Consider the following 11,751-nt stretch of genomic DNA (forward strand, 5'->3'; position numbering starts at 1 on the left):
TTGTACGTTTTTTATCAACAATTGATTGATATTTTTCGTGACATTACTGAATTAATTCGCTAGATAGATTTTGAATTTTTATAAATGAATTAAAAACCTGAGAGAGATATAGCTACTCGAAAACCTAGAAGATTACCCCGGCCATCCTGAGGATTCCAACTACGATAGGCAGAACGACATAGCCTAGAAGAATTTTTCCAAGAGCCACCCCGAATCACACGAGATTTAACATCATCTTGAGATAACCATTCACTACCATCGGCAGGTGCGCCTTGATAATTTTCGTGCCAATGATCAGCGCACCATTCCCACACATTGCCATGCATATCGCACAATCCAAAGGCATTAGCCGGAAAACTACCTACAAGGCTTGTTTGCCAATGATTGCCTTGTTCAATGCTAGAAAGAGAGTTGTTATAGTTAGCCAAACTAGGCGTGAGCATTTCCCCAAAGTGAAAAGGACTAGTTGTTCTAGCACGACAGGCATATTCCCACTCAGCTTCACTAGGTAGCCGATAATCTCGCCCTGTTTTTTCGGACAAGCGCGCACAAAACTCGACTGCATCCTCCCAAGAAACCTGCTCCACGGGACGATTTATGCCCTTGGCACTAGCAGGTTCAGGTTCAAGCTCGCGGTTAATTGGTGGAAGCTTGGCTACTATGCGCCATTGTGCTTGAGTAATTACAAACTTACTAATAAAGAAGGGTTTGACTGTGACAGAATGCTGTGGACTTTCACAATCAAATCTTTCTGGTTCATCCTCTGGAGAACCCATGAGAAATTGTCCACCAGGAATGGATACCATGACTAAGTTGATGTCATTATCTAAATTCTCCGTAAAGCATTCAGCCGAGCCACGACTACGGTTAATGTCATAGCTGGGTGTACCAAAGGATTTTTTCACAGAAATAGTAGCGGTTTCAAAGTCTAATTTTTCCAGAGGTAAGAATACTGTGTCTACTTGCAACTGCTCAACTTCTAGGGGCGATGGCTCTGGCAAAGATGAAGCAGGCGAAACTAAGGATGAAGGTGAAAGCGGGAAGTCATAACTGGTGAGTGCTTGTAATGCTTCCACTGCTGATGGATAACGCAAAGTGTAGCGATCGCATATCATTTTATCCAACACATTAGCCAACTCATCACTCACCTGTACCTGATCTCGCCAAAGCAATTCTCCCGACTGGGGATTTTCTTGTAAAAGATGGGGGGGAATTCCTGTTAAGGCTTCAATACCCATCATTCCCAAAGCATAAATGTCACTTGACAACCGAGGCTTACCTTTAGCTTGTTCTGTTGGAATGTAACCAGGAGTACCAACCACCACACTGGTACGAATCATCTTATAAATATCAATTGAAAGAATGCCAATTTCTTTTACAGAGCCAAAGTCAATCAAGACGAGCTTACCGTCTTGTTTGCGCCGCATCACATTTTCGGGCTTGATATCGCGGTGAATCACATTATTTTGATGGACATAGACTAAAACTTCTAAAATGTCTTGTAATAGCTGTCTTACATCCGCTTCTGCCATTTGCTTTTTTGGCACAATTTCTTTTCTCAGTGTGTTTCCTTCTACATAATCTTGAATAATGTAGAACTCGTTATCGATAGCAAGATGTGCCAATAACCGGGGAATTTGCGGATGCTCCCCCAACTTCTCTAAAATTACTGCTTCCTGCTCAAAAAGTTCGAGTACGCGAGGATGGGTATGCTTTGGCTTTAGCCGCTTGACTACGCACAGAGGCTTGCTAGGACGTTTTTGATCCCTAGCTAGATAAGTTTCACCAAAGTTGCCTTCACCTAATTGTTTGAGGATTTTGTAGCGTTTATCTAGTTGTTCGCCTATAAAGCCCATACTTATTGCTAAACCAGATGGTAGTGCCTGCTGGTAGTGTGGGATAATTAAATTCAAGATGAGGCTAGTTTAGACAATGCCTCTATCTGGTGAAGTAAAATTGCCTTGGCAAAGTAAAAAAATAATGTATTGTTGCTAATCTATATTAATTAGCGGCAGGTTTTTCAAGCCCTAATCTTATCATTATCAAGGGTAGTAAAAACATACTTATTTATGGAAAAGTTTAAAATATCAGTCAACTGACTAACTCGCTACATTGCGTTTTGAGGCTGAGACTGCCGCTTCACCGTCATTATCTGCTGCTGGCATTTTTCGCTCAATTGCCAGTTGAAATTTTGTCTCAAAATCAGCCTAGTCTATATCTGGAACTCTAGATTTCATATACTTCAATTGGTACAGTTTTATTCCTAGCGATGCTTGCCGCCGCAAGCATCGCAGTATTGAAAGTTGCTCATCAAGTCATTAACATATCTGCTATCACTGCTGATTTCCTAGACAACTTTCTCATGCGAGTAAAGTTGCCCAGATTCTTCAGATTGGTGCAACTGGCTAGCGCAATAAGAGCAATAATACTCTTCACCATCCCGGTAGACAGAATTACCGCAAGTATCGCAATGTTCAGTATCGCCATATCCTAAATTATTTTGCCAGTACCAATTGCAGCGTACAGATGTGTCAAGAATTGTTTTTTTGTGTGCATTAATGGATGCGATCGCTTGTGCTTCTGCATCTTGAAGTGAATTGGCTTGACCTTTCCAATGCCTCTCTCCGAATTCAGTTTTGATAAATACTAGAAATTGCATAAATAAGTACCTCCGCAGATATTGTTATTAATAACAACTAGGTAAAATGTAGGGCTAATATTTGATTTTTTTCAAAAATCAGTAAATTTATATGTTCCTTCTTGGCTGTTCCCTGTTCGCAGTTGCCTAGCTACAAAAGTACGCTCAGTAATCAAACCTGATTCCTCTATCTTTAATTCTAAGATAATTGCCTTAGCTCGTAGTAAAATATATATTCTCATGCTTTCGGCAGATGATAGCTATTACAACATTAGTCATGATGTTTAATAGCAACTATTCTCTTTTTTTGTGTTTAACAAAATTAAATTTTTCTTTACAGGATTTATTCAAGGACTGAAGAGTGATTACTGGGCAGAAGTTACCACCCAATGCCCTTACTGCATCTACTATTTTGGGCCTTTTCAAACTTTTCTGGAAGCGAAAACAGCCTGCCCCGGATACGTTGACGACCTTCAAAGCGAGGGAGCTTTGGGAATAAAAGTTGCGGTTAAACGTTGCAATCCTGATGTATTAACGATTTTTGAAGAACAAGCATAAGTAAGTCGGTGGGAAAAAACAAAACCATGTTAAGAAAGCCCAATTGGTATCAGAGGTATTGTTCAAGTTTTTGCCACTCATATCAATTTGCCCTTCCTGCTTAATTATCCGAATCGCATCATTACACTTGTCTATCATGTAACGGCAAAACCTGTATGCTGCCGTATTTTTGGATGGCGAAAACCAAGCACGATATCTTCTTTAGATATACCCTCTGCCATTAGATCAGTCGCTACGCCTTCCTCTGTATCATCATATTGAATCCAGACTTTACCACCAATTAAACTAATATGAATTGGAGTTGCGTGCAGATATTTATCACCATTCCAGCCCATATCTAGAAGTAAATACTGCCCTCGTTCATCATCAAACACAACTTCAGAGGTGTAACCATCAGTCAGAGTAGCACGATAGTCTGCATGGTTTTGGAGGACATATTTAATAATGCTCTGGTATTTTAATCGGGTATCCATTGCACAATCGCCTCACTTTCATCATCAAAGACAATAATGATAATGGATAACAGACAATAGCTAAAAAACAAAACAGGTGCGTTACATTTCATTAATGTCAACTACGCGATTCACCCGGTAATATTAAGCTTTTGCTTCGCCGTTATTATCTGCGCCTTGCATTTTTTCCATAATTGCTGCTTGAATCTTGGTATCAAAATCAGGATCGTCTACAGTAGTAATTATCTCGCGCGGATGCTGATTGATTCTATCTAAATACACCCGAAGAGCCATCTTGTCATCACGATGTTGTAGAAAGTATCGTCTCAGTTCTTCATCAGACTTGCTAAAAATCTAAAGTTTTTGCTGAATCAAGAAAGCCAAGTTCCTAATTTTGGATCACATAAAGCTTAGGCTGACGCAGAAAGACATACATCTGAAGTTTTAGGGATTGCGTTCAGCTAAATATTGATACATTTGCCAACGTGCATCGACCTCAGCTTGTGCTTGTTGTAATAAGTGCTTGGCAATTTCTGGTTTACTCTTAGTGAGCATTTTGAAGCGATTTTCTTGATACATTGATGCCTCTACAGATTGTGTAGGAGCGCGCATATCCAATTGCAAGGGGTTCTTACCTTGTTCTCTTAATTGCGGATTATGGCGATACAACAACCACCGCCCTGATTCTATCAAGGCTTTTTGGTGATTCATCCCGGTGGTCATGTTGATGCCATGAGCGATGCAATGACTGTAGGCAATAATTAATGATGGCCCGTCGTAAGCTTCGGCTTCTAAAAATGCTTTGAGGGTATGGTCATCTTTTGCACCTAAAGCTACACTCGCTACGTAGACATTACCGTAGTTCATAGCCATTAAGCCTAAATCTTTTTTAGGTGCAGGCTTACCACTAGCAGCAAATTTCGCTACGGCTGCTTTTGGGGTGGCTTTGGAAGATTGACCGCCAGTATTAGAATATACTTCTGTATCCATCACCAAAATATTGACATTGCGACCACTAGCTAACACATGGTCAATACCGCCAAAGTCAATATCATAAGCCCAACCATCGCCGCCAATAATCCAAACGCTTTTCTTAACTAGGTAATCAGCGATTGATTTGAGATTTTTAATTTTGGATTTTAAATTGGAGTCGATTTCGGAAGTGATAATTTTATCTAATTTGTCTTTTAATAATGCAACGCGTTCCCGTTGTTCCCAAATATCTGCTTCTGTTTTTTGTTCAGCATTGAGAATGGACTGAACAAGATTGTCACCTAATTCACTGCCTAAGTGTTTTAATAATTCTGCGGCAAATTCAGTTTGTTTATCTATGGATAGGCGATAACCAAAACCAAATTCGGCGTTATCTTCAAATAAACTATTCGACCAAGCCGGGCCTCTTCCGTCAGCGTTGGTTGTCCAAGGTGTGGTAGGGAGGTTCCCGCCGTAGATGGAAGAACAGCCTGTGGCGTTGGCGATGACAGAGCGATCGCCAAACAATTGCGTTAATAATTTTAAATAAGGTGTCTCACCACAACCAGCGCAAGCACCAGAAAATTCAAATAAAGGTTCTTGTAGTTGTTGTTGTCTAATTTGGTTTAATTTTAAATGTCTGCGGTCAGGATTAGGTAAGTTTAAAAAGAAATTCCAATTTTCTCTTTCTTGTTCTCTTAAAGGTAGCTGTTGCGCCATGTTAATGGCTTTTTTAGTAGGTTCAGTTTTATTTTTAGCAGGACAAATATTTACACAAATAGCGCAACCTGTACAATCTTCTGGAGCAACTTGAATAGTAAATTTTTGATTAGTAAAATCTTTATCTTTAGCACTGGCTGATTTAAAAGCCGAGGGTGCATTAGCTAACTCACTCTCTTGATAAACTTTGGCACGGATGGCACTGTGAGGACAAACCATCACACATTTACTGCATTGAACGCAGACATCCGCTTCCCACACTGGGATTTCTTGGGCTACGTTGCGTTTTTCCCATTTGGCTGTACCTGTGGGGAAGGTTCCGTCTGCTGGTAATGCGCTGACAGGTAAATCATCGCCTTGCCAAACCATGATTTTACCGAGAACTTCTTGGATAAATTCAGGCGCACTCACAGGTAGGGTATTAGTAGAGAATAATTCCTCATCTATCCATTTACCTTGTTCTTCGGTAGGAACTTGCACCTGATGCAAGTTATCCAAGGTCATATCGACCGCTTGCAAGTTCATACGGACAATATCTGCGCCTTTTTTACCATAGGTCTTTTCGATCGCCTTTTTGATTTTGGCGATCGCATCTTCCTGCGGTAAAACCCCAGCTAAAGCAAAGAAGCATACTTGCATAATTGTATTGATGCGTCCCCCCATCCCACTGTCGCGGGCGACTTGGTTGGCATTAATGACATACAATTTCAGTTGCTTGTCTAAAATTTGCTGTCGCACTTTTAGGGGGAGATTTTGCCAAACAGTATCTTTATCAAAGGGACTGTTTAACAAAACCGTCGCCCCAGGTGCAGCCGCTTGCAAAACATCTATCTTTTCTAGAAATACCCAGTGGTGACAACCAATAAAGTTGGCTTTGTCTATCAGGTAGGTAGAACGAATAGGTTCCGGCCCGAACCGTAGGTGAGAAACGGTAATCGAGCCGGATTTTTTGGAGTCGTAGACGAAGTAACCTTGAGCGTAGTTATCGGTTCCCTCACCGATAATTTTGATGGAGTTTTTATTCGCCCCCACCGTACCATCGGAACCCAATCCGTAGAACATCGCCCGGACGACGCTATCGGGTTCGATGGAAAAGTTGGGTTCAAAAGTGAGGGAAGTGTGGGTAACATCGTCATGAATACCCACAGTGAAATGATTTTTTGGTCTTGGTTGAGACAGATTATCGAAGACGGCCTTCACCATCGCCGGAGTAAATTCCTTTGAGGAAAGGCCGTAACGGCCACCTACAATGACGGAGGGTAGCTTATCTCTACCACTACCGCGTGCATCGGCGGTAATAGAAGGAACCTTGTCTCTACCACTACCGCGCGCATCGGCGGTAATAGAAGGAACCTTGTCTCTACCACTACCGCGTTCCGCCCGGATTTCGTTGATAGCTGCTACCACATCGAGATATAGTGGTTCGCCAGTGCTACCTGCTTCTTTAGTGCGGTCTAAAACCGCGATCGCTTGTGCAGTTTCTGGTAACATTTCCACAAACCTTTGGATATCGAAGGGACGGTAAAGACGCACTTTCACCACGCCCACTTTTTCCCCACGCGCGTTGAGATAATCAACAGTTTCATGGACAGTTTCGCAACCAGAACCCATGATCACAATTACCCGTTCCGCATCCTTCGCACCGTGATATTCAAAAATGCGATAGTATCTACCTGTGCGATCGCCAAATTTATCCATGATGTTCTGCACAATTTCTGGACAGGCGTTGTAGTAAGGGTTCGCGCCTTCCCGCGATTGGAAATAAACATCAGGGTTTTGGGCAGTACCGCGTAACACAGGGCGATCTGGGGTTAAAGCACGGGCGCGGTGTTCTAAAATTAATTCGTCGGGAATGAGCGATTTGATATCGTCATCTGAAAGTAACTTCACCTTCTGCACTTCATGAGATGTGCGGAACCCGTCGAAGAAATGCATGAACGAGACGCGTGATGCTAGAGTCGTTGCATGGGCAATAAGTGCTAAGTCGTGACTTTCTTGCACTGAAGCGGAACACAACAAAGCAAAGCCAGTCGCCCGCGCCGCCATCACATCACTATGATCGCCGAAAATTGATAAAGCGTGAGTAGCCAAAGATCGTGCAGCAACATGAACAACTGTGCTAGTGAGTTCCCCAGCAATTTTGTAAAGGTTAGGAATCATTAACAATAGCCCCTGAGATGCCGTAAACGTAGTACTCAGAGAACCTGTTTGTAATGCCCCATGCACTGCACCAGCCGCACCACCTTCACTTTGCATCTGCACAACACTGGGAACTGTACCCCAAAGATTGGGGCGACCTTCTGCTGACCAAGCATCTGCCCATTCGCCCATTGCTGAAGAGGGAGTGATAGGGTAAATGGCAATTACTTCATTTAGTTTGTAAGCAACACGGGCAACAGCTTCATTCCCGTCGATAGTTGCAAATTGGCTCATAATTGTAGTCCTAGCCTATATCTGGTGCTATCAGATAGCGTTACGAGACTAATTAGAAATAGCCAGAGCCAGAAAGTCGATGTGTTATGCTAGCTGCATCCAATTGAATAACTAATAATTGCAGTCAGATTATCCCTGGTAAAGATGATGGTGGATTGACGGCTTGCGGCTCTTAAGTTGACTCTAAATAGTTACTGTAAGCCTTAGTATCTCATCTGCAATATCTTATTTATTAATATCTATTAGCAATGTACTCACGGTTGCAAACAATTATTAGATAGGAGTTCTGTCCTGTAAATGCTGTTGTGTAGGGGTACAGGTTCGGGATTTATTTTGCACTTAATTATTAGATATTTGCATTTCTTGAAGATGTTCTTAAAAATTAAAATAACCAGTTTATTTAAGTTAAAAAATATTTCTGTTTTTCTAGTTACGAATTACATTAAAAAGTCCGTAAAATTTAATCCAAATTATGATTTTGTAAGTGAGGTGGTAGAGAAGATGGACGCTGTGTAGGATTTCGCAAGAACAATACAGGAATACTTAGTAGTCCTAAAACGATCACTACTACGGTGAGTATCCAAACAGGTAAACGATTGGGTCGATAATTACCGTGTTCGATTTGCCAAAATATTTGATTATATCGCCATGCAGCTAGGGCGATCGCTACTATCCCCACAATTACTAAGGCAATTCCCAAGTTCTCCGAGTTGAAAAGGGGATGTACTACCACAACTTCACGTTTTGTAATCGCGGCATCTAGTTGACGCAAGAATAAACCAAATCTGGCGATCGCAAAACCAAAACCAATCAATGCAATAGAAGTCCTCAACCAAGCTAAAAAAGTTCTTTCGTTGGCTTGGTGTTCTCTTATCCGGTCAATTTTATTCATGATTAATTGCCCTCCATTACTCACAATAAAACAGTACTGAGAAGGCAACAAGAAATCTTAAATACTTACCTTTGGGAAGGGTGTATTAATACTGAACAAAAATTTTTTACCTCTCAAGTAAGAAGACAGATAACACTCTTCACCCAACGGACAACAAAGAAGTAAGCTAAAATTCAAGCAGTTCAAGCATTTCTCACACAAACACATCTCATGTTGGAGACTCTACAAACCCGAATTTACGAACTCGAACAATTTGCCAACGCCTTAGTTGCTAATCAACTTACACACCTTAGCCTGTTAAGTGTTGGCATTATTTTTGCTGCTGGTTTACTTACTAGCCTTACGCCTTGTATGCTGTCGATGCTGCCAATTACTATCGGCTACATCGGCGGTTACGAAACCAAAAGCCGCCTCCAAGCAGCCGCCCAATCAACATGGTTTGCTTTGGGATTAGCAACTACCCTAGCTGGGATGGGTGTAGTAGCTGCTTTAGTGGGCAAAGTCTACGGTCAGATAGGCGTAGGTTTGCCCATAGTCGTCAGTGTCATCGCTATTTTGATGGGGCTGAATTTATTAGAAGCATTACCCATACAATTCCCATCTTTAGGTGAAACCAACTGGATTTCTTCAGATTTACCGCCGGGAGTTCGTTCCTACTCCATCGGTTTAACCTTTGGGTTAGTGGCATCTCCTTGTAGCACACCTGTTTTAGCTAGTTTACTAGGATGGGTGGCTAACACCCAGGACTTAATTTTAGGTGCTGTTTTGTTACTGTCATATACAGCAGGGTATGTAGCACCATTAATTTTGGCTGGTACATTTACTGCTGCAATCAAAAAACTGCTGGAGTTGCGTCGCTGGTCTGCTTGGATTAACCCAGTCAGTGGTGCGCTGTTGGTAGGATTTGGTGTATTTTCTTTAATTTCTCGCATTCCCTTTGGCAGTTTTTAACCGATGACTTTAGATAACTCAGCCTCTACAGAATCAAAATGGTGGTTAGCACCTTGGAAAGTAATCAGACAGGAAATTTTGCCTGTACTGACAGATTTGCGACTAGCGATCGCTTTACTATTATTAATTGCCCTATTCAGTGTCAGTGGTACTGTCATTGAACAAGGTCAGTCACCAGCCTTCTATCAAGCTAACTACCCAGAACATCCAGCTTTGTTTGGTTTCCTGACTTGGAAGGTAATTCAAGTAGTTGGTTTAGACCATGTATACCGGACTTGGTGGTTTCTGTCGTTGCTGGTTTTATTTGGTACTAGCTTAACTGCTTGTACTTTCACGCGTCAGTTACCCGCACTAAAAGCTGCCCAACGCTGGAAGTATTACGAAGAACCCCGGCAATTTAACAAATTAGCTTTAAGTGCAGAATTAGATACTGGTTCTTTAAATACGCTGACTGAAATATTACAAAATCGTCGCTATAAAATATTTCCCGACAAAGATAAAGATAATATCCTCTATGCGCGTAAAGGAATAGTTGGACGTATCGGCCCGATTATCGTTCATGTAGGCATCGTTGCTATTCTTTTGGGGGGAATTTGGGGGGCAATGACTGGATTTGTCGCCCAAGAAATGATTGCTAGTGGCAATACATTTCAAGTCAAAAACATAGTTGATGCTGGCCCTTGGGCAAATAGCCAAGATTTAAAAAATTGGGGTGTGCGCGTCAATCGGTTTTGGATTGACTATACACCCTCTGGTGGTATTGACCAATTTTATTCAGATTTATCTGTTTTAAATAATGAAGGCAAAGAAGTTGACCACAAAAAGATTTTTGTTAACCAACCTCTGCGTTATCATGGCGTAACTTTTTATCAAACTGATTGGGGAATCTCAGCTGTTCGCTTTCAATTTAATAACAGCCCGGTGTTTCAGATACCGATGGCGCAGTTAGACACCAACAATAAAGGCCGCATTTGGGGTACTTGGATTCCTACTAAGCCCGATTTAAGTGAGGGCGTGTCTTTAATAGCTAAAGACTTGCAAGGTATGGTGTTAATTTATGATGCCAAAGGTCAACTAATAGATACTGTGCGGGCGGGAATGGCTACAAAAATTAACAACACAAACTTAAAAATTATCGATGTAGTTGGTAGTACTGGCTTACAAATTAAATCTGACCCAGGTATACCAATAGTGTATGCAGGATTCGCCATTCTCATGGCTGGCGTGGTGATGAGTTACTTTTCTCATTCGCAGATTTGGGCATTACAAAAAGGCGATCGCTTATATGTTGGCGGCAAAACTAATCGCGCCCAAGTTGCTTTTGAAAGGGAAGTATTAGAAATTTTGGAAAGTTTGAGTGCAAAGTCAACTGTACTAGTTTGATAAAGGTGATGAATAAATACACACCTCAAATATAAAAGCTAAATAAATGTAGTGATTTTATCTGGATTTTCACTATATTTATTTAGCTCTTATATTTTAAATGTAGCGCAGGTTAATTCTTTGCTATCAAATGCTTTTTAACTAAAAACCTTGAATCATTATAAATAAATGAGAATGGGAAACAGGTAGTAATAATTCTTCTGTTCCCCATTCTCTACCCCGAAGGCATAACTTGAAAATAGTTACCAGTCATGTTTTTTAAGATAGTTTTGATACTATCATTGGTTCAGGTGATTGCAAATACAACACCAGAAAAAACAGTTTTATAGACAGAAACAACAGCTTAATACAAGCGATAAAGATAATATTTCAGCCAGTATTTGTTAATATTGTCAATTACTATTTTCTGTTTCTTCAGTTTTTAAAGAGCGAATTAATTCCCGAATAACATCAGTTGCGGGTCTCCCCGTCATAGAGCAGTATCTTTCTAGTCTTTCTGCTTCGTTTGATGTCAGATTAATTGTGATTCGTTTAACAGCCCATTTCTTATTCACAGTTGAGACAAGTAATATGTTGAAACTACTCTTCAAATATCACTCACGTAAGCTGTTAACACAATGATACATCTAAGGATATTGAATTTAAGTAGTGATGAAGAGAATGCTACTTTTTCCGAATTTGTAATAAAGAAGTCAATTATTTTCAAAAGTATGAAGCTGATTTATTTTAAAACCGTAATTTGTAAATAAAGT

The 11,751-nt window shown here is 40.8% G+C and carries 11 protein-coding genes; 3 read left to right on the forward strand and 8 right to left on the reverse strand.

The window, feature by feature from the left end:
* Positions 1–89: 89 nt before the first annotated feature.
* The 3 genes from H6G76_RS00460 to H6G76_RS00470 form a co-directional block, all read right to left on the reverse strand.
* A complete protein-coding gene (locus H6G76_RS00460) occupies positions 90–1,913 on the reverse strand; it encodes a bifunctional serine/threonine-protein kinase/formylglycine-generating enzyme family protein (RefSeq protein ID WP_242056275.1) in 1,824 nt (607 codons plus the stop codon).
* A gap of 434 nt (positions 1,914–2,347) precedes the next feature.
* Positions 2,348–2,659, reverse strand: coding sequence for a hypothetical protein (locus H6G76_RS00465; protein ID WP_190694176.1), 312 nt, complete (start codon positions 2,657–2,659; stop codon positions 2,348–2,350).
* A gap of 71 nt (positions 2,660–2,730) precedes the next feature.
* A complete protein-coding gene (locus H6G76_RS00470) occupies positions 2,731–2,880 on the reverse strand; it encodes a hypothetical protein (RefSeq protein ID WP_190694178.1) in 150 nt (49 codons plus the stop codon).
* A 67-nt stretch (positions 2,881–2,947) separates the two neighbouring features.
* Between H6G76_RS00470 and H6G76_RS00475 the strand changes: the two genes are divergently transcribed.
* Entirely contained in the window at positions 2,948–3,196 is a 249-nt protein-coding gene (locus H6G76_RS00475; RefSeq protein ID WP_313934732.1) for a DUF1816 domain-containing protein, read from the forward strand.
* Between the two features lie 134 nt (positions 3,197–3,330).
* Here H6G76_RS00475 and H6G76_RS00480 read toward each other — a convergent pair whose 3' ends face one another.
* From H6G76_RS00480 to H6G76_RS00495, 4 genes are all read right to left on the reverse strand, one after another.
* Positions 3,331–3,669, reverse strand: coding sequence for a XisI protein (locus H6G76_RS00480; RefSeq protein WP_190694180.1), 339 nt, complete (start codon positions 3,667–3,669; stop codon positions 3,331–3,333).
* Between the two features lie 123 nt (positions 3,670–3,792).
* A complete protein-coding gene (locus H6G76_RS00485) occupies positions 3,793–4,002 on the reverse strand; it encodes a DUF6887 family protein (RefSeq protein WP_190694784.1) in 210 nt (69 codons plus the stop codon).
* Between the two features lie 90 nt (positions 4,003–4,092).
* Positions 4,093–7,773, reverse strand: coding sequence for a pyruvate:ferredoxin (flavodoxin) oxidoreductase (gene nifJ / locus H6G76_RS00490; protein WP_190694182.1), 3,681 nt, complete (start codon positions 7,771–7,773; stop codon positions 4,093–4,095).
* A gap of 460 nt (positions 7,774–8,233) precedes the next feature.
* Positions 8,234–8,665 carry a YidH family protein gene (locus tag H6G76_RS00495; RefSeq protein WP_190694184.1) on the reverse strand — a complete coding sequence of 144 codons (432 nt, stop codon included), beginning with the start codon at positions 8,663–8,665 and terminating at the stop codon, positions 8,234–8,236.
* Between the two features lie 210 nt (positions 8,666–8,875).
* On the opposite strand from H6G76_RS00495, the gene H6G76_RS00500 reads away from it, so the two are divergent.
* Together H6G76_RS00500 and H6G76_RS00505 are read left to right on the forward strand one after the other, a co-directional pair.
* Positions 8,876–9,616 (forward strand): cytochrome c biogenesis protein CcdA, encoded by a 741-nt coding sequence (locus H6G76_RS00500; protein ID WP_190694186.1) that lies wholly within the window; start codon positions 8,876–8,878, stop codon positions 9,614–9,616.
* Between the two features lie 3 nt (positions 9,617–9,619).
* The gene (locus H6G76_RS00505; protein ID WP_190694188.1) at positions 9,620–10,999 is read left to right on the forward strand and encodes a cytochrome c biogenesis protein; all 1,380 of its coding nucleotides are present in this window, start codon (positions 9,620–9,622) and stop codon (positions 10,997–10,999) included.
* 392 nt (positions 11,000–11,391) lie between these two features.
* Here H6G76_RS00505 and H6G76_RS00510 read toward each other — a convergent pair whose 3' ends face one another.
* On the reverse strand, positions 11,392–11,553 hold the full coding sequence (locus H6G76_RS00510) for a ribbon-helix-helix protein, CopG family (protein ID WP_190694189.1): 162 nt from the start codon (positions 11,551–11,553) through the stop codon (positions 11,392–11,394).
* Between the last annotated feature and the right edge of the window lie 198 nt (positions 11,554–11,751).

Source organism: Nostoc sp. FACHB-152 (assembly GCF_014697475.1).
Classification (GTDB): Bacteria; Cyanobacteriota; Cyanobacteriia; order Cyanobacteriales; family Nostocaceae; genus Nostoc_B.

Coding starts and splice junctions, on each gene's coding strand:
- H6G76_RS00465 (WP_190694176.1), bottom strand. CDS start 2,659: ATGCAATTTCTAGTATTTATCAAAACTGAATTCGGAGAGAGGCATTGG.
- H6G76_RS00470 (WP_190694178.1), bottom strand. CDS start 2,880: ATGAGAATATATATTTTACTACGAGCTAAGGCAATTATCTTAGAATTA.
- H6G76_RS00480 (WP_190694180.1), bottom strand. CDS start 3,669: ATGGATACCCGATTAAAATACCAGAGCATTATTAAATATGTCCTCCAA.
- nifJ (WP_190694182.1), bottom strand. CDS start 7,773: ATGAGCCAATTTGCAACTATCGACGGGAATGAAGCTGTTGCCCGTGTT.
- H6G76_RS00495 (WP_190694184.1), bottom strand. CDS start 8,665: ATGAATAAAATTGACCGGATAAGAGAACACCAAGCCAACGAAAGAACT.
- H6G76_RS00500 (WP_190694186.1), top strand. CDS start 8,876: ATGTTGGAGACTCTACAAACCCGAATTTACGAACTCGAACAATTTGCC.
- H6G76_RS00505 (WP_190694188.1), top strand. CDS start 9,620: ATGACTTTAGATAACTCAGCCTCTACAGAATCAAAATGGTGGTTAGCA.